This window comes from Desulfuromonas svalbardensis (assembly GCF_055389415.1).
The window spans coordinates 2,349,900-2,373,793 of the sequence record NZ_AP042416.1; the positions used below are offsets into that span (position 1 = coordinate 2,349,900).

Below are 23,894 nucleotides of genomic sequence, written 5' to 3' on the forward strand. Positions count from 1 at the left end.
TCCATGCATCAGTGATTCAGATTGAAATAAATGAGTAATTGTTATGATCCGTCCCATCGATTCATCACGCGCTACGGTTGTCCTTGATTTTGAAACATCTGGAATGTCACCAGCAAAAGGGGCACGAGTCATTGAGGTTGGTGCTGTGCGATTAAAAGAAGGTCGCATTATTGATCGATTTCAAAGTTTGGCGAACCCAAATGTTTTTTTAGATGACTTTATAACCGACTTGACTGGAATCACCAATGAGATGGTGTGCTCTGCTGAGTCAATTGATGTTGTGATGGAGAACTTTTCTACCTTTATAGGTGATGATTTTCTGGTTGCGCATAATGCCTCTTTTGATCAAAAATTTTTAGAGGCTGAGTTGTTGCACATTGGTTGTGGGCGTCCTTTAACTTTTGGTTGTTCAATGCTGGTGTCGCGACGTGTTTATCCTCAGGCTCCCAATCATAAATTGGCAACGTTGGTAAATTATAAAGATTTACCGACAACTGGCACGTATCACCGTGCTCTAGCCGATGCTGAAATGACAGCCTATCTATGGTTGATGATGGAAGCTGATCTGAAAGAGAAATATTCGTTGAGCGAAATTCCTTTTTCCCTTCTCTGTGGTCTAGGGCGAATTTCACCAAAAAAAGTTGACTCTTATTTCGAAAAATACGGTTTCTAGTGATGGCTGTAACTGAACGTTCCGATCTTTTTCTTGCGGCGCAAACCGTCGAAACATGGTCAATACAATTTGATATATGGGAACGTGTCTGTGAGGTGATTAGTCGAGAACAAACGGACTTAGCAGAGAAAATTTTGATTCAGATAGCACAGGTTCCTGTTGTTAGGAGCCGGTCGACAACTACTTTAGGTTGTTATGTCTCACGTTACGGCATGCCATGCTGTATTCGATTGCAATTTGATCAAGAGCCTGAATTGCTTGTTCAAACTTTTTTACATGAAATTGCTCATCTTATTGATCATCTCGTCTCATTTTCAGGGCGGTCATATCGTGGTGCTCATCGGTCAGGGTGGACGTTTTGGGCGATCGCCTTGGGAACCTCGCCTTGTCGAACAGCGAAAAGTGAACGTTTGGCTCAACAACATCAGCAACGAAAAAAACTTGTTGCTGTTTGTAGCGGTTGTGGTGAATCTTTTTATCGAATTCGACGTTTAAACCGAAATCGTACCTATTTGCACAAGCAGTGTGGTTCCTCTCTGAAACCTGTGTGATCACTCAAACTTATTCTTATTGTCCTCTCCACTAATATGTAGTCCACAATGTAGGCAGTTTCTGAAATACATTGGGAATACGCCGTTCATATGAAAAAGATTTTTACAGCTGGGACAGCGGGCAAAGGCGGTCACATTAGCTGCTATCGTTACGAATACCAGCCAAAAAGCAAAGAAGATACCTGTTGTCTTATCTGATCCCGATATGTCAATGACGACCCATATCATGGGTAGATAGATGCCAATCATAACCCACAAGAACATCCTTTTGCGGCGCAGAGATCGTAATCCATATTCTAGTTCAACTCGACTGACTTTCTTTTCCATATCGATGTCTCTCAGTTCTTAGCGTATATGCTGGTCAATAATTCATCATGATCAAGTTGAGCATACTACGTGCTTACATCGTAAATTTCAATCTGCAATCATTGTCATTGCACGCTATAGAATTATCGTTCAATTTAGAACGGTATTATATTTCTGTTGTTTAAGGTTGATCCCTTGCTAAGATTGAGATATTCTTAAACATTAGATGTTGAGTTGTTTATTGATAATGACGAGCGTGTTTGTCAATGTTGATAGGTACTTTAGTCATTCAGTACATCCTTATGAGGAGGGGTATTATGGGGAAATTTAAAAGAATTCTATTTTTGTGCTTATTAGCGGTTGTAGCCTTTATGTTTGCTAGCCCAGCAATGGCAGGTAAAACACGTTTAGCTTTTTCAGGAGGTCCTGATGGTGGAACGTTTCAATATTTTTCTAATGGCATGTCTTCGCGATTATCGAAAGATTTAGAAAATGTTGAAGTTTCAAATATGGCCTCAGCTGGTTCGGTAGAAAACGTCCGTCGGGTAAATTCAGGTGATGCTGATTTTGGTATTGCATACTCTGGTGACACGTACTTAGCTAGAAATGGCCGTTTACCTAAGGACACTCGTCAGTACACCAACGTTGAGACCATTGCGTATCTTTATGGTGCACCAGCACACCTTGTTGTGTTGGAAAATAGTGGCATCAACCAGGTGAGTGACCTCGAAGGTAAACGTGTTGCTGTTGGTGGTGCTGGGTCAGGTGCTGCTGCGGCAGCGCAACGTTATTTCACATCAATTGGATTGTGGGATAAGATGGATGTTGAGTTTATCGGTTACAGTAAGGCTGCTTCAGCAATTGGTGACCACTTAATTGATGCTATGTGGGTGTTTGCTGGCTTTCCAAATTCCTCAGTTATCCAGGCTGCAGCAAGTAATAGTGTTAAGGTTATCTCAACCGTTGATGCTGGTAAAGCTGCTGGATTCTTTGCAGAATATCCATTTTACAGCGCAGTAACTATTCCTGCGGGGACATACAGTGGTGTTGATTACAATATCGAAACATTTCAAGATTCTGCCTTGTGGATATCAAGTCATCAATTAAATGAGCAGGATGTTTATAATGCTGTAAAAGATATCTTTTCACCTAAAGGTTTATCTTATCTCGTTAAAGTAAAGAGCACAGCTAGGGCTATGTCAATTCAAGGTGCTTTAAATGGCATCGTTACCCCAGTCAGTCCTGGAGCTGCAAAGTTTTGGATCGAGAATGGTTTGACTCTTACTGAAGATCAAAAATAATTGAGGCGTTTGTAACGCTAAGCTAAAGAATCACTGATGTGTAATGCAAATAGCGGAGTTAATTATGACTCCGCTATTTGACCATTTAATATAATGTGGAGGTGTAGATGAGTGACCAACCAGCGGTGGCGATAGATGAGGACCTAGACCTCAAAGAGTTGATGGAGAAGGATGCAAAAAGTCACCGCTCACCAACTGGAGCATGGAGATGGTTGGTGGCATCACTGGGCGCATCAATGGTTTTGTTCTATCTTTACACGGCAGGACTCTCAACCGTTGCAACACAATATCATCGTGGGGTATATGTTTTCGCAACCTATGTTCTCGTCTTTCTTCTTTATCCCGCAGGTCGTCAACGAATCCAGATTGCTCTCTCTTTATTGATTAGTACTATCTTTACTGCAACGGTAGCTGTGGTCTTATTTTATGAGAATACTGCAGCATTTCATCAACGAATCCATCATGTCTTTGATCAATACTCTCAACATGGTTTTGCTGCGTCTTTCCAGTCTCTTCTACGTTTGTGGCCGCTACTAATCGCAATCATTGTCATTACCATAGTGGTGCAAAAATCGGATAAATTTCTCCGTACTCGTTGGGATAATAACCCCGTATTGTCCGATATCATGTATGCCATAACATCGGCTTTAGTGGTGTATTATTGGATCTCTGAATTCGAAAATTTAAATTATCGCGCTGGAGCAGAAAATGAACTTGATGCACTCGTTTCTGTTGTGGGTATTTTACTATCGCTAGAAGTGTGTCGCCGTGTTCTTGGTTGGGCCATGACATTTATTGGCCTTGGAATGCTCGTTTATGGTTATTTTGGTCCACTTTTTCCTGAGGTGATTGCCCATCGCGGTTTTGGTTTTGAGCGTCTGTGTACCTTTTTGTTCTTAACTCCAAATGGTGTGTTTGGCGTTATGGCCAATGTCTTAGCAACTTATGTGATTTTGTTTATATTTTTTGGCGCTTTTTTACATAAATCAGGTGCAGGGAAGTTTTTTATTGATTTACCTCTCGCTATTGCTGGTAATTCAACGGGGGGCCCAGCTAAAGTTGCTGTTATGGCCTCTGCATTATTTGGTTCCGTTTCCGGTTCAGCAATTGCTAACACTGTATCGACAGGTGCCTTTACGATTCCACTTATGAAGAAGGCTGGGTTTAAGCCGCACGTAGCAGGAGCTATAGAGCCCGCCGCTTCAATAGGAGGTATGTTTTTGCCGCCTATAATGGGTGCTGGTGGTTTTTTAATGGCAGAACTGACCAACACCTCATATTCGACGATTATGATGATTGCTGTGTTTCCAGCATTGCTCTATTTTTTCTCTGTTTTCTGTATGATCCATTTTGAAGCAAAAAAACATGGCTTGGATGGTGTTGAAGGAGAAGAGTATGAAAATTGGAGAATTGTTTTAAAACGCGAATGGTATTTCGCATCACCGTTAGTCATTATAACGGTATTGATGATAATGGGCCGATCCCCTGGTTTTTCTGCATTTTGGGCTACGATCTCCTGCGTAGTGATTAGTTGGTTTCGTAAAGAGACGCGAATGGGGATAAAAGAGATATGGGCTGCTATTCTTACCGGTGCGAACAATACCCTCATTATTGGTGCGACATTGGGTGTTATTGGTATCATTGTTGGAACGATTTCTCTTACAGGTGTTGGCCTTAAGTTTTCAGACATAATTATTTCTTTGGCTCAAGGAAACTTATTAGCGGCAGTACTTCTTGTTGCATTAGCTTCTTTAGTTTTGGGGATGGGAGTTCCTGTAACAGCAGCTTATTTGATTACCGCTGTATTGGCTGTACCTCCTTTGGTTGAGATGGGTGTCCCCGTTTTAGCTGCCCACATGATCGTTTATTGGTTTAGTCAGGATTCTAACATTACTCCCCCCGTATGTGTTGCAGCCTATGCAGGAGCTGCTATTGCTGGGGCTGATCCGTGGAAAACAGGGTGGACTTCGTTTAAGTTCGCGAAACTATTATATGTTATGCCATTGTTGTTTGCCTTTACTCCTGCTATCTTATTTCAGGGAAAACCAACTAACATAACCATGGGACCATTACCTGATGAGTCTTTTTTTGCTGATGTCACGCGGGTTGATGTCGAAGCAGGTGATCACTTCTCTGTTGGCGATACCTTGTTTGAGCTCCGCACTGAATTGGGTACTCACTTAATTAAATCAGAAAAAGAAGGGGTAATCGAAGCGGTTAATGTCAATGTCGGTGGTATGATCGAAGAGGGTGATCCTGTTTTGTCAGCAGAAATCCCTGTCACTGGGTTTGGGGTGTTTTCCAGTATGTTTTCAGCTTTTCTAGGTACAATAGCCTTTTCATCGTTAACTATGATGTATTGGATTCGAAAGACTACCATCCCAGAATGGCTGTTGTTAGCAGCTGCGACATTGCTACTCTATTGGCCAACTTTTATAACAGATGCCACGGGTATGTGTTTAGTTGGATGTGTTTGGTTGTTACAACGTAAGAAAAATTCACAGGAGGAGTTTGTACATGGAAATTGATCCACGCATACAGTTGGCAACTTTAGAGGTCGTTGAAACACAAGTAGAAATGAATGATCCTCCAGAAACAGGTAAGACGCTGGTCCGCTTAATAAACGAAGGTTTTACTCCCAAAGCGTCCAAAGAATTAATTGGCTGTGTTGTTCTCTCTGAAGTTTTTGATGTGATGAAAAACGGCGAAGTATTTGATTTAGAACGTTATATTTCGGCTCTTGATCGTTTGCCTCAAATCCCAGAAGATAAAATTTAACGTGGTACCTTTTCAGTAACAAAGAACGCGGCATGGTTTGATGTGAAAAGGGGCGGATCGTTACGTAAAATTTGAGCGATAGCAGGGTCACGTTTAAATTCTTGATCAAGAAATTGGCGTATTTCACGCCGGTTCCAGCCAAGAGGATGATCGAAGTCAGTGTATAAGCTTAGATCGGCAGAATAAAATTGCTGCTTTTTTAACATCGATGAATCTGTACTACTTAGTGGTAAATTGAAAATAGCTAAATTTAAAAAATTGATGCAATGAGCGTATTGACGTGTGAAACTTAATGTTTTTCGTGCCTTTTCTTCTGTTTCTGTCGGTGTGCCAAAAAGCAGGTAAACGTAGGTCGCGATCCCAGCTTGTTGCAACGTTTCAAGGACCCGTCCTGTTAATTCAACCGTCACCCCTTTATCCATTGCATTTAAAACATCCTGATCCCCAGATTCAATTCCAAGTTTAAGCATGATACAGCCTGATTGTTTTAACCCTCTGCAGAACTCTAAATCACACAATTGTTGACTGATTCGTGTAAAGCCATACCATTGCGTGTTGCTGAGTGCATCAGGGCTTTTCACAAGTTCACTTAAATGTGCAGGGCTCATTGCATTATCGAGTAGATGGATAAGCCGTGGTTGGTAGTGTTCGACAAGTTGTGAAAGTTCAGTAAGTACTGTCGCTGTTTTAATCGGCTTATAAGGGGTTCCTTCCGCGCGTTCAGGGCAAAAATTACAGCGGTTCCAGTAACATCCACTTGATGCCGCATAAGGGAGGATAATCCCTGGAGAAAAGTAGTCAGTTAACGCAAGGTCACTGTAGTCAGGAGGAAAAAGATTGGTTGAGTCGCACTGGGCTACATAATTTAGTAATGCAGTTTCACCTGGGCCATCAATGATGAGATCAACAAGTTGGTCAAAGTTTGGGTGCTCATTTTTGAAATTTTTCCAGTAATGACTGCGTGACCATGATGTGATTAATCCACCCCCAAGTACAATTGAAATGTTTGGGTAGTGTTTCTTTAAAAAGCCGATCATGGCAAAAGTCGTTGCTGCCTGATTGAGAAAGTTTAGGGAAAAACCGATATGTTGTGGGTTGCCCTCTGCTATAAGTTCATGTAATCGGAGTGAAAAATAGGGAAAGAATACATTTTGGTCAGGGTGCGATGCCGACCATTGGAGATCCGAAAAATTGACGGGAGATCTGTTCTCTTCATGGTAATTTCCCAGTGAAAGTTTTGTTTTGTAGGGACGCGCCGACATATCGAGAACACGATTGATGTCTGAGATGGCTCGATGGTAACGATCTTTATTTTTATAAAGCGTTGGCGTACGCAGTGATTCGAGGTGCTTTTGGCTGTTTTTACACGCTCTTTTTGTCCATGTGTCTTCAGCTTTTGGTGGATGATTTACAAGGTAAAGTAAACCTTCAAGGTTTGCGTCAATAATGTTACATGAAATATTATGTCCGCGTAGCGTACCACACAGTTTGGCAACTCCAGCGGGTGGTTCACATGGTTTAGTTGCGGGTGGATAAATCAGTAAAATATGAGACATAAATTGTTTCCGATACGTTGTAGTGCTGTAAAAATACTTTATGTATTTATGGTGGTAGCATGTACCGTATTAGACTAGCAAGAATAATGGCTTTTTTGTAGGAGTGTTATGTGTTGGAACCGTTGAATAAAATTTGCACAGCAGACGAAGCACGGCAATTAATGGTGTTAGAGCAAGAAGTAGCCCGTCATTTACCACATAATGGTCAGATTCGGCGATTGTTTCATGGCCGAGGTGGCTGTTTTTGTGGACTAAAAGATGTGATTATTGACATCTATCCTCCCATTGTAATGATCTATTTATATGCCGAAAGAAGTGACTACTGGATTGAATCAGTGGTTCAATTGTTGTTGTCACAACTTTCAGACACCGTTGGGGGAATTGTCGTTCAGAGCCGTGAGCGCTCCAATGGCTCGAATCAGATCGTGTGGGGAGAGGTGCCGAATCGTCATGAAGCTGAGGAGGGCGGATTAAAATATCAACTTCATTTTGATCATAGTCAAAACATCGGTTTTTTCCCCGATATGGCTATTGGGCGGCAATTGGTTCGACAACGGTCACATGGAAAGAGGGTGCTGAATCTGTTTTCCTATACGTGTAGCTTCTCCGTTGCGGCTCTTGCAGGTGGTGCTGAGCATGTCGTTAATCTCGACATGAACCGGGGCGCACTAGAGATCGGCAGACACAACCATCAAATCAATCAACTTGATTTACGTTCCACCAGTTTTCTGGCTATGGAGTGCTTCAAAAGTCAAAGTAAACTGCGTAAACTTGGGCCGTATGATCTAATTATTTGCGACCCACCCTCTAGTCAGGGGAAAAGCTTTAATGCTCAACAGCATTGGCCAAAACTGCTGAAGAGGGTGGTTGAGCTGGTTAAACCGCATGGGGAACTATTGCTCTGTATGAACGGGCCCGTTCGACCTGCCGAGAGCCTAGATGCCTTAATCGAAGAGTATTTCCCTCATGCTAAGGACATAACGAAATTCAGCCCTAATGATCATAATGATGATTTTCCAGATGGTGACCGTTATGGAGAAACTGCAATAAGATTAATTCAATTGTAGTGGCGGCTTATTGTTCTGTTTTGCTGTCTGTAATAGGCAGTCTTAAGGTGATCGTTGTCCCTACATTCAGTTCACTTTCAATTTGAATGCTACCGTGATGAGCTTCTATGATTCTTTGGCAGATGGGCAGGCCTAAACCTGTTCCATAGATCTTAGTCGTGTAAAAAGGGGTAAACAACTTTGCGGTTGTTTCTTCGCTCATTCCTTGACCTTCATCGCGAATCGATATCATAAAAATGCGGTCATTAACACAGATGTGATTATGGATCGTTCCACCGTTAGGCATAGATTCAGCAGCATTTGTGAACATGTTCCACAATACTTGGCGGATTAAATCCTTATCAAGTGGAATAGTGGTGACATCATTGCCTGAAAATTCGAATGATATTTCATTGAAATTAGAATTTGTTTGCGCTTCAATGCAGATTTCACGAATCAGTTGAAGTGGTGCTATATCAGTTTTATTTGGTGTCCAAGATCGTGAATAATCAAGCATTTGACTCACTGTGTTTTCAATGCGGTCAATCAGGACATTAATCTCTTGCAGGATATTAACTTGACGAGGATCACCTTTGGCTCCTTTAAGAAGCATTTGAGCTGCGCCGCTAATTCCTGCAAGGGGGTTGCGAATCTCATGAGCAATCGAAGCGCCCATCTCCCCAATCGCTGCCAGCCGCTTACTTTGCTCAACCTTTTTGTTCATTTTTTTAAGTTCAGAGATATCACGAATAATCCAAACAAATAACGTTTCTCCCCCAATTTTAACGGAACTTGCTCTCATATGCACGGGGAGTTCATTGCCATCAAATAGTTTGCCGGGCATCTCACAACCACAATCAAAACACTTGTAGTGACCCGTTTCAGGATAGTTACGTAATACTGAGATAATCTGTTCACCATAGTCACTTTGGGTAAGTTTTGCGATTGACTCCCCTTCAAGACCATCGACCGTATAGTGAAACATTCGGGCTGCAGCGGTATTCAAGCTTTCGATGATCCCATCTCTATCGACGGTAATGATGCCATCAGGGGCAGTATCGAGAATAGTTTGAATCCGTTTTTGATTACTTTTTTGAGACTCTTCAGCAGCTAACCGACGCAACCGATCCCGTTGTAAGCGCTGAACCATTTGGTTAAATCCCTGCCATAAAATTCCTATTTCATCACTTTTAGGTGTTTTGAGTGGAAAGATTGACAGATCATCCGCAGTGTTGATGGTGTTAACATGTGAGGTGAGGTGAGTAATGGGTTTAATGACATTATTACGAAGGAAAAGTATAAAAATACCAATGGTTATAAAACCAGATAATACATTTGATAAGGCATTGTAGGTGATCATCTGTAAACCGTGAAGAATCATGCTACGGTCGGTTGTCAGTTGAAGAATAAAGCTAGGTTTACCGTGAATATCCTTCATTAATTTAAAAATATTGAGATTGGTACCAACCGGTTTAAATAACGGCCTACTCGTTTTTTTCAGATAGCTAATATCGCTTACGCTGAGATCGTCACGCCTCTCGACAGGGTGAAATTTAACACTACCGTGAAGATGATCAATTAGTTTATTGATTGTTTCGCCTTGAAGTAAACGTCCCATAATCAAATGGCCGTTGGGCTCAAGAGTCTCTTCGCTATCCATAATTGGTCTTGATACCAACAGTAGCGGACCTTCATCAGTCATGTGAAAACCCGAATAAAGCTCGTCATCAGCAAGGAGTGGATTGGCAGAATTCCATTCTGAATCAGGTAATAGAAACGGCTGTTGGTCTTTAGTTCCCTTCCAGATGACATGACCAGAATTATCTAAAAAATAGATGACACGTAGTTTGTTGTTTTTGAAGGATACTTGTCCGAGGTTTGATCGAATAAAGGCGAGATCTTTTCCCTGTGATTGAATAAAGGCATAACTGTCATCCCAAGAGGCCCAATCACGACAGAGGATGTCGAGGCCTCTTGTTTCAAAATTAATGGTGGCCATAGTATGAACGATGTGTTCGTTCCCTTGAACTTTTTCTTGGTCAAGAAAGGAAGGGTTTATGAACTTTCTGTGGAACCCATAGTCGATAATGCCATAGATGCTAAGAGTCGCAAATAACATTAAAAGGATTTTTATGCGTAATGTCATTGTTGTTTCCTGCAAGAGTGTTCAAAATCACAAAATTAATAGATCAATTTACCATGTTATTTTAAATGACACTACGGCAACAACAAAGAATTAAGCTAACCGGCTGTCGGGCTTGACGGGCCGTAGCGAGAAATAGACTCCTTGATATCAGATTTTAAAGAATTTTCGAGCTAATGGCTGCTTATTTGTCGAAAATTGTCGGGAATATGGGCCAAGTCAGGCCATTTCACAGTAGGTCCATGTTAGGTTCAACAGACTTCTAAGCTAAACGCAAAATTTTCGTTTTATGGGTTATCTTTTCATCGTAAAAGCAATGACGATTGCCACCATGTTCTTTTGCTAAATACATGGCCTCGTCGGCTTGGTTTAAAAGTGCTTCTTGATCAACACCATTAAGAGGGTAGATTGCCGTCCCTAAACTCACTGAAGAACTTAAACGTAAATTGTTGATGATGTATGGTGCCGCCAGCGAAATACGAACTTTCTCAACAATTTTAGGGATGTCATCTCGTGACTTTATCCCCGTCAAAATCAGTAAAAATTCGTCACCACCTATACGCGATACCGTATCGTTTTCACGTAAACAATCCTTGAGTCGACGAGCACATTTTTGCAGTAAGATATCACCAATTTTGTGACCATAGTTGTCGTTAATAGATTTGAATTTATCGATATCAATATAGACCAATCCCGCCAATTGATGGTAACGACGAGCTTGATGCATCGCTTGAGACAATCGGTCGTTCAGAAGGTAGCGATTGGGTAGGTTTGTCAGCATATCGAAATATGCCATTTTAATTATTTTTTTATCTTGTTCACGGCGCTGACTAATATCGCGAAAAATACCTCTTACCATATGCGGTTTGCCATTTTTATAACTGATACAGCAATTACCCTCTAGATCTATTCCTTGGCCATTGCGTGTATTATACGTGACTTCAAAACGACCTTTACCACGACTGTTTAGCAGCTCTTCTAAGTTCGTTTGGCAGCCACTCTTACAATCATCCGCGATAATATCAAAAATATTCATTCGCGATGCTTCATTTTGGCTATAGCCCAATGTTTCTAGCCACGAATCGTTAACAAATAGAATGTTTCCTTTAGGGTCAAGAACTTGAATTAAATCCTGCGCTTGAGTGATCAACTCATTTATCAATAGTTGGTCTTTATTTTCGTTGCGGCACGATGCATTTGTACGTAAGTAAAGCGCTAGGTAGAGTGAAGCTAAGGCTGCTGATGTGAGTCCTGCGGGCATAAAAAGGTAGGAGGCTTCGATGGATAATTGATTATTGATTAGCAATGTTGAATAGCCAATGACTGTTGTCAGTATTGCCATACAGCTAAGAATAGTAAAAAATATTCGAGATGCAGGCTGCATTACGAACCCTCCATTAAATGTAAAATCATTATGTTTGGCTAAGGTGGTGGTGAAAATAAAAGCGCCTGAGAATATCAGACGCTTTTATTCGGACATCTATTGATTAATCTTTTGTGGTGTGACAAACAAAACAGCCCTTATGTGTTGGGTTACCAGCTGCAGTAGGTGAAGAGTTGAAACCAGCTGTGATTTTAGAGTAATCCCATCTTAAAAGGTCAGCGTAAGGAGAGCCATGTGCGCGATGACAAGATAAACATGTGATAATTGACTTTGTTGCATCACTTTTGATCCCTGTTGAAACCATTGTATCAACAACATTGCCATTTTTAGCAGATGTTGCAACGGGGACAATAACATTGTAAGTACCAACGGTTCCTGAAATGTCACCATATTCCAAATACTCAGATCCCGCAGTTGCTAGAGCATAATCTGTTGGATGGCGTAGCCATGGTGAGGTACCAATCGCGGCATCGGATCCAAGAGCTCCATCTGCATCATAGAGAATGTAATCACTTTCAGTAGTAGTATTTCCTGTATGGAAATTGGCATGGCAGGTTCCACAGAAGGTGCTGATACCTTCCCCTTTTCCAGCAGCACCTAAGGTCGGTTCTGTTATAACTTCCGACCTAAGTGTGTTTCCCACACCGTAATATTGATTATGATCAGTAGAACTTACCGTAAACTCCCAGTCAGCATCTTCGTAACCGATGATACCGTCCAGAAATCGAAAACTGTTTGTTATTGAGCTACCGTCAATAATGCTATCATCTCCATGATGAGCACCGCGAACCGATTCAAAACTATCTAGTTTGGAGTGATCTCCATGGCAGCCATACGTTCCTGCACATGTAAGTTGATTTGAGCTCCAAGCATTACCAATATTTGAGGTTCCCCATCCATCGATCCAACCTGGTGGTTCTTGACCTATTGGTGCATCTGTAATGTCAAGACCTGAGACATTATGACCTGTGCTGTGATCCCCATTGACATATTTGAATGTCCCTCCAGCAAGTGTACCTAATGCCACACCGGTTCCATTGACAATTACTTCACTTGTTCCGGAATCTGTTTCACCATAGGTATAATCAGGACCGTAGGCTACATCGCCAGTGTCAGTTACGAATGGAGTTTTTCCTAATGTGGTATTTGTTCCGGTATGGCAACCAACGCAATCTTGTTTTAGAAGCGATGAATTTGTCGAAGTTGCGACCCCCTCACTATCTAATAGCGGGTTTCCACCTTGACTATTATGCATTGTGTGGCAGCCTGCGCATGCACCTTCTATGTTTGCAAAGGCAGTGCCTGATATTAGAACCATGAATAGAATTGATGTGAGAATAAGCGTATTTTTCATTGAAACCTCCGTTGATCGTGGCAGCGATCTATGTGTTATTAATCATCCTTATAAATAGAATGATCATTTCTTATTACTGTAATAGCAATTATCCTGCCAGTTTCAATGAAATATTTATCTTTGTGATATCAGGTAGTTATGGTGGTCATCGTGAAGGTTTTTTTGATTAAATGAAGTAGGTGGGGGGATTCCCCCACCCACTGGGGAATACCACCCAGCTAATCTTTGGATATTCTTTCGTTAGAATGTGTTGTTTTGAGTGTAGCGAGGTGATCATTAAGCTGGGTGAGTTGTTGTGTTAATTCGTTATCAGAAATTTTTGATGATTGTTGAATCTCATCATTTAAGTGCTGGATATGACTCAGGTGCTGATCTAAGTGATTGATAGTTTCATTAATCTGTTGTGCAAAAATATGTAAGGTATCGTTGCTGCGTAGATGGATGCGAACGGTCAAGTCACCTTGTTGGATTAATTTGAGATCTTTTTCAATGTGGTAAAGCGGTCCAGCAAGTTTTTGTGGTAAAAAAATAGCCAATAGTGCTCCACTAACGAGGCTAACAGCACTACCCGCTAAAACAACTGGAATAAGTAGGTCGCTTAGCCGCCTAATTTTAATATGGGCATCGTAAAAACTGTTAACTGTTTCTTGGCGTGCATAACCATATAAAACCAGAGCCGAAATGATAGCGGTTAAGATGATAATGCCACCAATTCGGACCATGAGCCAAATTTGTAATTGATGTTTGACGTGAAGGTTTAATAGCTTACGTTTGAATTTTTTAGCAACCATCTCGTTTTACCTTTTCTTTAGTAATTAGTGTGACAGCCGGTACAGAGCTCTTTTTTACCACCTTTGAGAATCCTGTCTTCATTGTTACTGCTGTGATGCTGATGACAGGTCATGCACGTCATTCGACCATTTTTAAGAAGTGGATATTCTGGCGGAATAATCATCCCCGGTGGTGGTAAAACATTTATTGGGTGCGATGCGCCTTCAACGGTGCTTCTGTGACATTTAAAGCATATTTTGGTGTTTAGCTGTTCCCTGTTCGTGAGTTCAATGTGGTCATTTTCTTTAACAGGGACAATTTGCTGTGATTTTGGTCTTGGCTGCAAAGGTTCTGGCTTTTTAAGTTGTTCAATTCGTCCTATTGCAAGTGTTGCTGGTTGTGTGGTGGTGATCGATAATTCGATTAAATCACCGATCTGTTTAAATAGGGGGGTGAACCCTTCGGAACCGAATAGTGGTAATTGTTCATTCTCTGAGGCAATCAAAGGTAAGGTGTTTAAGGGGAAAAACTCAGTATTTATTTGCTGCTGGGTGGTGTCGTAACACAGGACTTTTACTTCAGTTGAGGTTTCACTAAAATTACGAATTTCAAGGGTGTGTTCAAGAGCATAAAAATCATCCTCTAGCTTGGTGTATTCATGGCCCGTATAGCGGTATGTTAATCGACATTGACATGGCGTCGTTGTTCTCCAGCTGAGGGTGGCTCTAGATAACAGTAAATCGTTGTAGTCATGAAGGTGTAGCTGATGAATCGCTGGTGTTATCGTGCTTTTTTTTTGTTGAAGTGTCTCAATGTCAGGGCATTGAAATTCAGTTACCTCTTTATGACGATTTCGATACCACACCTTAATTGTTAATGGCTTTCCTGCTATATCGGCTGGTAACAGAGCCACTTGATGCGTGTTTTCGACAAAGCTTTCTGCTAACCATTCCATCTTTTTTTCGTCAGTTTCAACAATAACCTGTGTACTGCTTTCGTTGTGCTGAGTCGGCAATTGTTCTTCTGCATTGTTATCGTGGCAGATATGGCAACGTTCCTCTTGGACGGGCCGGTGGATATAATACTGTTCTGTCGCGATCTCTTTAGTTTCTTGATGGCAGCTTAGGCAAGGGGACAGTTGTGCATGCACCTGTTGAGAGTTTAAGCAGAAGAACAGGAGCGTTGTTATAAACAATAATCGTATAAAAACAGGCTGTTTAATCCACATTGTTACGGCTCCTGAATAACAAGGACCGTTGGTGTTGAACCAATGTCTAAAGTTGATATTTGTTGTTGAGAAAGTAGGTCGAGGACGGTGATTTTATTCTCTGTTTGGTTGGCTACAAAGAGCAATTGTCTATTGTTTGAAATTTGAAGATCACCAGGGACAGCACCACAGGGAGCTTTTCGAACTGTCATCTGTTGACCAAAAGGGAGAAATGTCACCGCGTGTTGATCTTGTAATGTGACCAATATGTTTTGATTAAGCCTATCGACTGCAAATCTGTGAGGGGAACCGTTTGTTGATATTTTAGCGCTGATTTGACCTGTTTCTGGTTCAAATTGAAGTATTTGCCGATTAAACGCATCCGTTACAAATAATGAGTGATCAGCGTAGATGACATCTTGCGGCGATTGTCCCGCTGCAACGCTATAGAGTCGGGTTAAATCAGTGGCATTAAGTACGATCAGTTGTTGGTCTGCTTTTGATATAATAGCTAAATAGTCAATATTGTTATGGGTGAAAAAATGGGGACGTGTTGGATCATAACCAATTGTGATGTTATTTATTCGTGTGCCGTTGTAGGTGCTGATTGCTAGTAACTGTCGGTTTCTTGGATCGGTGACAAACAGAGTGTCACCATTCGCTGATATTTCTAGTCCTTGTGGTGATTCTGTCAACGGTAACGGAATACGGTCTGTTATGAGTTGGGTCGTTGTATCAAAACGATGAATCAATAGGTTCTTTTTATCGAGTAAATATAATAGTCGATTTTTCGCATCAAGTTTCATCTCGACCACATTTCCCTCAAGGGCATAAGAACCAATAATTCGATATTGATCCATTCGGGCGAGATAAATACTGTGTATTTCAGGGCAAAGAATATACAAAAGCTCATCAGTGAGCGGAGCCCTTTGTGGTGAAACAGTTAACCAAGTTTGCATGGGGGTATTGGGGTGTGCCAAACGTAATTGACCATGCAGAAACAAGCAATGGCTACTCCCTTTGCGCAGTTCAAACGGTTCAGTGAGAGAGAGTTCTGAGTGCTGAGAAAGAACTCTCTCTCCTTCATGATCAATTATTTCAACTTTAAACCGAATTTTATTAATAAGACCTGTTGGAATTGAATCTATTGCAAGGAGCTTTTGCTTAATGGCATTCGTTGGTCGAGTATTTTCTGTACTGATAACTGGATACCATACTGAATCTGAGCATAGCTCTAGTTGATCAAATGAAATTTGATTCTGTTGCATTGGTTGGTCAACATTCAAATAAATAGATACTATTCCACCCGATGAGGGCAGGGGTGGCGGTGCGTTGAGTGACTGTTTATGTGGAGTGGTACATCCAGCAATAATCAGTAATAATAGGTAATACGTTTTTTTGATATATCGTTTCATGTTTACCTTGATGGGGCGTTTAGTGTTAATTCTTTGACGAGTGGCAATTGACACATAGGCCACCACTGGAATCTCCTGCATAATCCCAGCGCATTGATTTGTAATAAGGGGACCCATGTGCGCGGTGACAGGAGATGCAGCTGACAATCGTGTCATTGACAAAGGTAACGGTTGAAACGATAGCACTGATTTCAGTACTCGCTAAAGGTGTTGCCGGAAGATATTCACTATAGTTCGCATACTCTCCCGTCTCCTTCATGGAATATTCTGTTGGGTGGCGTAACCAAGGTGAACTGCCACCGACCTCATTACTTAAATTTGTTACAGGACTGTGAAATTGACCGTGGCATTGTGCGCATAAATAGTTGATTGTCGATGGATCCGATTGTTGTCCTGGTGTTGTGCTACCGTAATATTGGTTATGATGACTGCTGTCTGGTTGATACTCCCAGTCACTATCTTCATAGCCGGCAATACCGACTAACATACGATAGCCAGCTGCAGGGGTGGTATTTGAATCTGGAGATGGATCGATTGCACCACCATTAACCCCTTGATGGTGTCCACCATGAACGGCTTCGAACTCGTTGCTGGTATCGTGATTACCATGACATCCGTATGTTCCAGCACAGGTTACTTGATCATTCTCTGACCACGCTCCATCACCCGGGATGTCACCTGCAGCATCAGCGATGCCAAGGGTTTCGCCGGTGTTGTATCCTGGAGGGATAATCCCAGGGCCACCACTGATGTCGATCCCAGTAACATTGTGTCCTGTGTTACCATCGGAATCGATAAAGTGAAAAGTTCCACCCGCTAAGGTAGTTCCAGTGATCCCCCATATTCCGTAATTATCGACATCATCGGTGTAGTGTACGAAAGGGGTTCCACCTTCCCCAATATGACCACCATCGCTGTCGCTGTTATCACCAGTATGACAACCCACACAGTCTTGACGTAACAGTGCTTGATTCGTTCCACCACTGATTAGAACGCTGCCATTTTCACTGTTGTGCATGGTATGGCACGTGGAACAATGCCCCTTCACTTTTGCCTGCGCAATACCACAACAAAGCAAAAAAATCAGAGCAAAAGAGAACCTGTATTTAATTGATGATAATTGCCGTATTTGATTGGCTTTCATCGGTAAATCTCCATCTATTTTTTATTGCTTAACTGAGTGAATATCTCAATACGATCATTGCCTTGATTAACAACACACAGCCGTTGTTGCCAATCAAATAGAATTTGATTGGGGTAATTTAGCTGTCCACGGCGATATCCTTTTTGGCCAAACGTGTAGAGGATGTCTCCGTTGATGTTGAAAACAACAATTTTTGCCTGTGGTCGATCAAGGATAAATATTTGATTTTTATTGTTGAGTGCCAGCGACACAGGGCGATCAAGTTGAGTGTTGAGGTCCACTTTTCGTTTTAAGTCGCCGTTGAGGGAGAATTGAAAAACGCACTGATTTATCCCGTCAAGCGCCCACAACCCTGATGGGGTAACTTTAAAATCAATCAGCTGACCATTGTCTGTCGCCGTAAATGTGGTAACAATATTTAGATTGTCATCGAGAGCGAATACTTTACCACTGTGTCGGTCTGAAACGTAAAGTTGCCACTGTGAGTCCGTTGCAATATGATCGATAAAAAGTGGCTTGCCTTGCATATCTTTAAGGGTGAACTGTCGTACTTTTTTGGACTCTAGATCTATATAAAGCAGTTCATTTGTTTCGCGTTCAACGACCCACATTTTACCCGGCCTTGTAAAACACATGGCCACAGGTTTCTTTAACATGGCGTTGGCATTAAAGGTGGAGAGTTGTTTCCCCGTATTATCGAAAGAGACAATTTGACCGTGTTGTGTATCGACAACGTAATAACGCTGCCGTTCATGGTCAACGGTTGCCCACAGTGGCGCAATAATTTGCTGTGGTTCAGGGAAAACGAATTGGCTGTTCCATACAGGCTGTGAAGCGTGTGCGGTCGCTGCTAAAATGAGGGGAGTCATTATGGCAAAAATTAACAGACTCAGCCGCTGTTTGATCGAATATTTCATAATGTATCCCTTAAATAATGATTTACGCATATCAATAGCCAGCATGACACTGAATACAGAGACCTTTGTCACTTGTGCCGCGTAAATTGTATTTAAACATGGTGCCATTACATGGGTCATGACATGAAATACAATTCATCGGCTGACCGTTACGTGGGTCCGGGGCGTCATCCCCCGTTGGATGGCTGAAATTACTATGATTTTCATGACAGTTTAAGCAGGCTTTCTCGCTGTCCTGTTTAAGCATGGCCGGTTTGTTTGATCCGTGTAGTTGGTGGCAATCAACACATTGCTGAGCGTTAGGATGAACATGAAGTGACTTATTCCGGCGTTCAAATTTACCCCCATGACATTTTCGACACGCTTCTCCCGGAGATCCGAGAATTAACCCTTTTTGCTGGCTGGCGTGTGGAGTGTGGCAGTTGAAACAAAAAGAGTGTTCGGTATCGCTTGTGACATGGTTGATCGGCTGATTAAATGATTGCATTACTTGAGGATGACAAGAAAGGCATAGTTCAATCCCCTTTTGTTGATTGTGACAGGTTGAACATTTCCCCGAGGTAAAGGGTTCATGGGTGTTCTCTCGAATTAACCCTGCGCCTTTAGAGTGGTGAGGATTATGACATTCGAGGCAGTCCATTTGGTCGACTTGACGATTAAGATGTTTTTTACGTAATTTGGTCTGGTTCGTGTGACACCCTAAACACAGTGACGTTCCATCACCTTTGAGTAACGCATAACGGTTACTGCCGTGTGGAGTATGGCATGCTGTGCATTGTCCTTGTGCAAAGGGTTGGTGTATGGTGCCACTTTTTTGATCAGTATCACTATGACAACTCAGACAAAGAGCGGCCATGGATTGCTTTAATAGTGCAGCATTTTGCGAGCCATGAGGATCGTGACAGGCGTTACAGTTGCCCTTTTCAACAGGTTGATGCGGGTAGCTAACCTTGTTTTGTTGTTCAACCCACGTTGTATGACAACCAAAACATAAGGCACTACCTTTTTGATGCAATAATCCTTCGTGTTTGGCGAGATGGGGATTATGGCAAGCAACGCAGTTGTTCTTTGCGACAGGCGCGTGGGTGTATGGTTGTTCAAATAATGATTCATCATGACAACTAAAGCACTGGTCTGAAGCATGACACGCTCCAGAAAACAGGCCAACGATCAATGCGGTTACGATAAAAATTTGTATTATTTTCATGGTGAAACCTCTTGATGGCAGGTTGAACATTGCTGTTGTGCAAAAGGTTCATGTTTGATTGGAAACGTCAGTGTTTGATCTGGGCCGCCATGACTATCGTGGCATTGGAGGCAACTATCAGGCCCAGGAGCTATTCCGCCATGATGAATGGCTAATTCCTGCGTCGTTTGCTGGTGACATTGTTGGCATAGCTGATTTCCTGGCACAGAAAGTAGGTTTTCTTGCATTGAACTGTGGGCCATGTGGCAGCGGTTACATTCACCTTGTCGTGCTGGCTCATGGGCGCTACCTTGGCTCCAATAGTGATCGATCTCATGACAGTTAAGGCACAACTGTGGTCGCTGTTGAAGTAAGTGATGTTTTTGATCGCTGCTGTGTGGTGAATGGCATGCAGTGCAGTTGTTTTTCTCAAAAGGTTGATGTTGTATCGCTTCCAGTTTATTTAACTGTTGATGGCATTCAAAGCAAACGCCATTGTTGGCTTGTGGTGCTAAGTTTGGGTGATCACTTGCATGCGGTTGGTGACAGGTTCGGCAGTTTCCCGCCATAAATGGTTGGTGTCCTATGTCGTTAGTCATTGTATTGACAAGAGCTGAGTGACAACTCGAACATAATTCAGCACCTTGAGCTTTAAGTATTTGAGCGGTGTTACTACCGTGTGGCTGATGGCACCCAGAACAGTTTCCCGTTACAACAGGAGCGTGTAAGTTCGCTTTTGCGAGCTGCGACCTCATACTATCGTGACAGCTTAAACACAGGTCCTGCTGCGGTCGGGTGAGTAACGTTTTATTGTCGCTGTTGTGGGGCAGGTGACAGGTTGAACACTGTTGGTTTTTCACGGGATCATGAGCAAATTTTAGTTGTTGTGTTGCGGTGTCATGACACTGCTGGCATAAACTGTTTTGTTCTTGTTTGAGTAGTGCAGGCAAGCTGTTTGAACTCTGATGACCATTGTGACAAGCGAGGCATTCACCTGTTTGATAGACGGCATGTTGGCTCGTTTTATCCATTTGTTGTTCATGGCACTCTAAACAGAGAGTCTTTTCTGAGCGACTAAGCAACGTAGGATGGTCACTGGCATGTGGATTATGGCAGGAGAAACAGTCACCTTCAGCAACGGGTGTGTGGAGACCCATCGTTGAAGAAAGAAATTTTTCACTGTTATGACACTCAAGGCAAAGTGCCTCGCCATCATGTTTTAAAGTAAAAGGATTATCGTCACTTTTTTCGTGACATTGAGCACATTCAAGTCGCTGTGTTGGTTTATGAATTGATCGCCGCAACAGGTGATCTACATCGGAAGAATGAACTAGATGGCAATCATTACAGCGGCTTTCGACTGGAAAACCAGCGTGCGATGCGCTCATTTGTTGGATGTTATTATGGCAACTCAGACACTGTTGATCTGCTGGTTGCAACAATAAGGCTGTTTCAGCACTGCGGTGAGTTGCGTGGCAGGTATTACACCCTGAGACAACTGGAGCATGACTTACTTTAAGGGTGAACGGTTTTTCATCATGACAGTTAAAGCACAGTTGTGGTGAGGCCTCTAACAGTAAGGATTCATTTGAGCTATTGTGCGGATCGTGGCATTGATCACATTGCCCCTCTTTGACCGGTGAGTGAACTACGGGTGCAATGAGTTGAGTGCTCTGGTCTTGATGACATTTAAGACAAAGCGTTTCAACAGGTTCTTTGAGATACGTTCCTCCTATGAGTCCATGGTTGCGGTGGCAACTCTGGCATTTTCCTTGTTTTAATGGCTCATGAATAACGATCCCAATCGTGTAATGATTCAATTCCTGATGGCACTCCAAACAATCTTTGACGAGACTTTTCGTTGGTTTTTTGGTCGCAATACAACAATTTAAACTCAATGCGAGTACGACACTCAACCCACCATAAAGTAATTTATTTATTTTCATTCTTATCCTTTCAACTGATTAAGACAACGTTGCCATTGCTGCTCATTAACCTCAATAGTCGAGAGTTGACGTAGTTTCTGAACCAGATCTTGGCGTAATTGGGAAAACTTTTGCTGTTTGAGTTGTGAGGCAAAAATCTCTTTGACTTCATCAAATGAGACGAATTGTTGGTGTTCAGACTGAATAAAGTGGATAAAAACATAGCTTCCATCGTTCTCAATCATGGTTGATTTTCCTGGTGCTAAGCTCGAAATCCGTTGTTGAATGGGCTCACTATAGTTTTGCAGTGGTTGAGTTTCTGGGTTAAAACCATTTGGCGATAAGGGCAATAGTGCAGTTTTAAACGGTACGCCTTGGCGTAACTTTTCATTCAACCTCAACGCAAGATCTCGATCACTTGTTTCAACACGCAGTATTTTGATTAACTCTGGCTCGGCAAACTCTTTTTTTTGTTGTTCGTAGGCTGCTCGTTGCTCTTGTTCACTCACTGTTACATGAGGAATAATTAGCTTCTGTTCAAGCTCTTTAATTAAGCGGTTGTTGCAATAAAAATCATAGGTTGGCTTGAACGGTCTCTTAAGCTCGTAGTGACGGTCTAGAGCTTCAGCATTGGTGAGGTTTTGCGAAATGATATCATTTAATACACGTACGATCACTTCCTCAAATTTAACTCCATTCGCTTCATATCCGGAATATGATTGATATTGCTTTACCGCGACACGGTGTAATTCAGTCGCTGTAATCTTATATCCCAGGAAAGAGAGTACAATCTGATCAGCATATTCGTCAGCCACCTTATCATAAGTGATCGATCTGATAATCTTTTCGTCAATCTCTACCTGATATTTTTCAATAAGTTCCTTTAATAGTTCTGCAGTTAAGCGCGACTGCTGTTGCTTAATATAGTGGTGATGAATAGCATCTCTTTGGGTTGCAAAATCTTCATCGGAACCATCACTGAATCCGAGAATTTCGATGATTTGCCAAGTGTTATTCCAAAGATAAGGCGCAGTAAATTGCTGATCTTTCTTATCATTGACAAGTGCACTGATCTCTTGTGGTAGCTTTGCTTGTCGCTCTGATACGGAAGAAGATAAAACGGCATTGCCAAATTGTTCAGTTAACTCGGCAAGTAGTGTTTCAGTTTCAACCTCATCGGTAGTCTGTATTTTTGCCATAAAGGCATCCAGCTGCAACCGATCCTGAAAAGTTACCGTTCTGAGTTGCCAAATCGGGGTGTAGTCGGTCTGGTAAATCTGCTTTAACTGATCCTCGTCTGGCCACTTTGTTTTATCAGTTACACTCTCCTGTTTTAATAACATCAGCGCACGAACCTTAAGAAAAACCTCAACCTTTTTTTTGTATAGTGGTTGATCTTGGAGTTGCATCTGTTTCGCTTCTGTAGATAAAAGAATCCAGTCGATATATTCTTCAGGTGATTCGGGTAAGTCGGGCCCTTCGCGCCACTCTTGCCACCAGTCGAGATAGTCTTGTGTCTGATATTCGACAGAATTGACCGTTACCAATGGGGCTTCTTCTCCCCAAAAGGAAAACGCATTGGTACAACAAAAAGTCATGACGAGAAAAATACAAAATGCCGTTTTTTTTACGATACGTTGGGCCAAGAGAGTGCTCCTTTAGTGTGCCAATCTTCAATGATTTCAGTGAGAATGATTTGAATCAATTCGGTACTGGTACGGACGACGCCAAAACGTAATGCGGTACGGTACTCTTCGCCATGCCGCTTTAGAAATGAACTCGCCAATAAACGACCTGTTTTTGCTTCGAGCAGTCTTAATTCAAGGCAGACAACAGGCAAGGTGTCACCCTGAATTTTTTCGTATTCAACCATTATGATTTTACCGATAACGAGGGCATCAATGTGGTGTTCTTTAGCTAACTCTGCATACATTGTTGGGTCACCAGTTGTGGTTAACTGTGACATGAAGAGTTGTTTTCGTTGCAGATATATTCTTATGTCACCTTCGTTGGTTATATTGAACCCGTAGTTATGTAAAATCGTTTGGCCGACGCGTGTTGCCATAACCTCTAGAAGAGGTTGCTTATCTACTCCAGAAAAAGGGAGTACCGCAATGTGTTTTATCGCAACTTGATTCCCTGAGGAAACAGTTGTTGTTAATGGTTTGATGCCACACGAGCATTGAAATAATATCGCGATAATGGCTATTCGTCTTATCCACATATTTCGTGACATA

General features: G+C 42.0%; 19 protein-coding genes. 6 read left to right on the top strand and 13 right to left on the bottom strand.

What is annotated here, in order from left to right:
- The first annotated feature begins 43 nt into the window (after positions 1–43).
- The 5 genes from ACZ5KY_RS10575 to ACZ5KY_RS10595 all read left to right on the top strand — a co-directional run bounded on the left by ACZ5KY_RS10575 (position 44) and on the right by ACZ5KY_RS10595 (position 5,609).
- On the top strand, positions 44–673 hold the full coding sequence (locus tag ACZ5KY_RS10575; RefSeq protein WP_464243864.1) for a 3'-5' exonuclease: 630 nt from the start codon (positions 44–46) through the stop codon (positions 671–673).
- A 2-nt stretch (positions 674–675) separates the two neighbouring features.
- The gene (locus ACZ5KY_RS10580) at positions 676–1,224 is read left to right on the top strand and encodes a SprT family zinc-dependent metalloprotease (RefSeq protein ID WP_464243865.1); all 549 of its coding nucleotides are present in this window, start codon (positions 676–678) and stop codon (positions 1,222–1,224) included.
- Positions 1,225–1,847: 623 nt separating this feature from the next.
- A complete protein-coding gene (locus ACZ5KY_RS10585) occupies positions 1,848–2,831 on the top strand; it encodes a TAXI family TRAP transporter solute-binding subunit (protein ID WP_464243866.1) in 984 nt (327 codons plus the stop codon).
- A gap of 107 nt (positions 2,832–2,938) precedes the next feature.
- Positions 2,939–5,359, top strand: a complete 2,421-nt coding sequence (locus tag ACZ5KY_RS10590; protein WP_464243867.1) for a TRAP transporter fused permease subunit — start codon at positions 2,939–2,941, stop codon at positions 5,357–5,359.
- The gene (locus ACZ5KY_RS10595) at positions 5,349–5,609 is read left to right on the top strand and encodes a hypothetical protein (protein WP_464243868.1); all 261 of its coding nucleotides are present in this window, start codon (positions 5,349–5,351) and stop codon (positions 5,607–5,609) included. The genes ACZ5KY_RS10590 and ACZ5KY_RS10595 overlap by 11 nt, the downstream gene beginning before the upstream one ends.
- On the opposite strand, the gene ACZ5KY_RS10600 is transcribed toward ACZ5KY_RS10595, so the two are convergent.
- A complete protein-coding gene (locus ACZ5KY_RS10600) occupies positions 5,606–7,156 on the bottom strand; it encodes a B12-binding domain-containing radical SAM protein (RefSeq protein ID WP_464244658.1) in 1,551 nt (516 codons plus the stop codon). The genes ACZ5KY_RS10595 and ACZ5KY_RS10600 overlap by 4 nt on opposite strands.
- 119 nt (positions 7,157–7,275) lie before the next feature.
- Between ACZ5KY_RS10600 and ACZ5KY_RS10605 the strand changes: the two genes are divergently transcribed.
- Positions 7,276–8,232: a class I SAM-dependent methyltransferase gene (locus ACZ5KY_RS10605; protein WP_464243869.1), complete on the top strand. Its 957-nt coding sequence runs from the start codon at positions 7,276–7,278 to the stop codon at positions 8,230–8,232.
- A gap of 7 nt (positions 8,233–8,239) precedes the next feature.
- Here the strand turns inward: ACZ5KY_RS10605 and ACZ5KY_RS10610 are convergent, their stop codons facing one another.
- The 12 genes from ACZ5KY_RS10610 to ACZ5KY_RS10665 form a co-directional block, all read right to left on the bottom strand.
- Positions 8,240–10,357, bottom strand: a complete 2,118-nt coding sequence (locus ACZ5KY_RS10610; RefSeq protein WP_464243870.1) for a CHASE4 domain-containing protein — start codon at positions 10,355–10,357, stop codon at positions 8,240–8,242.
- A 259-nt stretch (positions 10,358–10,616) separates the two neighbouring features.
- Positions 10,617–11,738, bottom strand: coding sequence for a PAS domain-containing protein (locus ACZ5KY_RS10615; RefSeq protein WP_464243871.1), 1,122 nt, complete (start codon positions 11,736–11,738; stop codon positions 10,617–10,619).
- A gap of 103 nt (positions 11,739–11,841) precedes the next feature.
- Positions 11,842–13,092 (bottom strand): cytochrome c3 family protein, encoded by a 1,251-nt coding sequence (locus tag ACZ5KY_RS10620; RefSeq protein ID WP_464243872.1) that lies wholly within the window; start codon positions 13,090–13,092, stop codon positions 11,842–11,844.
- 218 nt (positions 13,093–13,310) lie between these two features.
- Positions 13,311–13,883 carry a methyl-accepting chemotaxis protein gene (locus tag ACZ5KY_RS10625; RefSeq protein ID WP_464243873.1) on the bottom strand — a complete coding sequence of 191 codons (573 nt, stop codon included), beginning with the start codon at positions 13,881–13,883 and terminating at the stop codon, positions 13,311–13,313.
- Positions 13,884–13,900: 17 nt separating this feature from the next.
- Complete coding sequence (locus tag ACZ5KY_RS10630) at positions 13,901–15,091, bottom strand: cytochrome c3 family protein (RefSeq protein WP_464243874.1); 1,191 nt, start codon at positions 15,089–15,091, stop codon at positions 13,901–13,903.
- Positions 15,092–15,093: 2 nt separating this feature from the next.
- Positions 15,094–16,485: a YncE family protein gene (locus ACZ5KY_RS10635; protein ID WP_464243875.1), complete on the bottom strand. Its 1,392-nt coding sequence runs from the start codon at positions 16,483–16,485 to the stop codon at positions 15,094–15,096.
- Between the two features lie 25 nt (positions 16,486–16,510).
- On the bottom strand, positions 16,511–17,629 hold the full coding sequence (locus ACZ5KY_RS10640; protein WP_464243876.1) for a cytochrome c3 family protein: 1,119 nt from the start codon (positions 17,627–17,629) through the stop codon (positions 16,511–16,513).
- 14 nt (positions 17,630–17,643) lie between these two features.
- Positions 17,644–18,546: an NHL repeat-containing protein gene (locus tag ACZ5KY_RS10645; RefSeq protein WP_464243877.1), complete on the bottom strand. Its 903-nt coding sequence runs from the start codon at positions 18,544–18,546 to the stop codon at positions 17,644–17,646.
- Between the two features lie 31 nt (positions 18,547–18,577).
- Positions 18,578–19,753, bottom strand: coding sequence for a cytochrome c3 family protein (locus ACZ5KY_RS10650; protein WP_464243878.1), 1,176 nt, complete (start codon positions 19,751–19,753; stop codon positions 18,578–18,580).
- Entirely contained in the window at positions 19,750–21,678 is a 1,929-nt protein-coding gene (locus ACZ5KY_RS10655) for a cytochrome c3 family protein (RefSeq protein WP_464243879.1), read from the bottom strand. Before ACZ5KY_RS10655 ends, ACZ5KY_RS10650 begins: the two co-directional genes overlap by 4 nt.
- Before the next feature lie 2 nt (positions 21,679–21,680).
- The gene (locus ACZ5KY_RS10660; protein WP_464243880.1) at positions 21,681–23,303 is read right to left on the bottom strand and encodes a peptidyl-prolyl cis-trans isomerase; all 1,623 of its coding nucleotides are present in this window, start codon (positions 23,301–23,303) and stop codon (positions 21,681–21,683) included.
- Positions 23,285–23,893, bottom strand: coding sequence for a hypothetical protein (locus tag ACZ5KY_RS10665; protein WP_464243881.1), 609 nt, complete (start codon positions 23,891–23,893; stop codon positions 23,285–23,287). The genes ACZ5KY_RS10660 and ACZ5KY_RS10665 overlap by 19 nt, the downstream gene beginning before the upstream one ends.
- Position 23,894: the final 1 nt, after the last annotated feature.

Excerpts from the sequence above, each read along its gene's own strand:
- ACZ5KY_RS10580 (WP_464243865.1), top strand. The coding sequence starts at position 676 with ATGGCTGTAACTGAACGTTCCGATCTTTTTCTTGCGGCGCAAACCGTC.
- ACZ5KY_RS10645 (WP_464243877.1), bottom strand. The coding sequence starts at position 18,546 with ATGAAATATTCGATCAAACAGCGGCTGAGTCTGTTAATTTTTGCCATA.
- ACZ5KY_RS10625 (WP_464243873.1), bottom strand. The coding sequence starts at position 13,883 with ATGGTTGCTAAAAAATTCAAACGTAAGCTATTAAACCTTCACGTCAAA.
- ACZ5KY_RS10595 (WP_464243868.1), top strand. The coding sequence starts at position 5,349 with ATGGAAATTGATCCACGCATACAGTTGGCAACTTTAGAGGTCGTTGAA.
- ACZ5KY_RS10590 (WP_464243867.1), top strand. The coding sequence starts at position 2,939 with ATGAGTGACCAACCAGCGGTGGCGATAGATGAGGACCTAGACCTCAAA.
- ACZ5KY_RS10615 (WP_464243871.1), bottom strand. The coding sequence starts at position 11,738 with ATGCAGCCTGCATCTCGAATATTTTTTACTATTCTTAGCTGTATGGCA.
- ACZ5KY_RS10635 (WP_464243875.1), bottom strand. The coding sequence starts at position 16,485 with ATGAAACGATATATCAAAAAAACGTATTACCTATTATTACTGATTATT.
- ACZ5KY_RS10665 (WP_464243881.1), bottom strand. The coding sequence starts at position 23,893 with ATGTCACGAAATATGTGGATAAGACGAATAGCCATTATCGCGATATTA.
- ACZ5KY_RS10575 (WP_464243864.1), top strand. The coding sequence starts at position 44 with ATGATCCGTCCCATCGATTCATCACGCGCTACGGTTGTCCTTGATTTT.
- ACZ5KY_RS10610 (WP_464243870.1), bottom strand. The coding sequence starts at position 10,357 with ATGACATTACGCATAAAAATCCTTTTAATGTTATTTGCGACTCTTAGC.
- ACZ5KY_RS10655 (WP_464243879.1), bottom strand. The coding sequence starts at position 21,678 with ATGAAAATAAATAAATTACTTTATGGTGGGTTGAGTGTCGTACTCGCA.
- ACZ5KY_RS10650 (WP_464243878.1), bottom strand. The coding sequence starts at position 19,753 with ATGAAAATAATACAAATTTTTATCGTAACCGCATTGATCGTTGGCCTG.
- ACZ5KY_RS10620 (WP_464243872.1), bottom strand. The coding sequence starts at position 13,092 with ATGAAAAATACGCTTATTCTCACATCAATTCTATTCATGGTTCTAATA.
- ACZ5KY_RS10630 (WP_464243874.1), bottom strand. The coding sequence starts at position 15,091 with ATGTGGATTAAACAGCCTGTTTTTATACGATTATTGTTTATAACAACG.
- ACZ5KY_RS10585 (WP_464243866.1), top strand. The coding sequence starts at position 1,848 with ATGGGGAAATTTAAAAGAATTCTATTTTTGTGCTTATTAGCGGTTGTA.
- ACZ5KY_RS10640 (WP_464243876.1), bottom strand. The coding sequence starts at position 17,629 with ATGAAAGCCAATCAAATACGGCAATTATCATCAATTAAATACAGGTTC.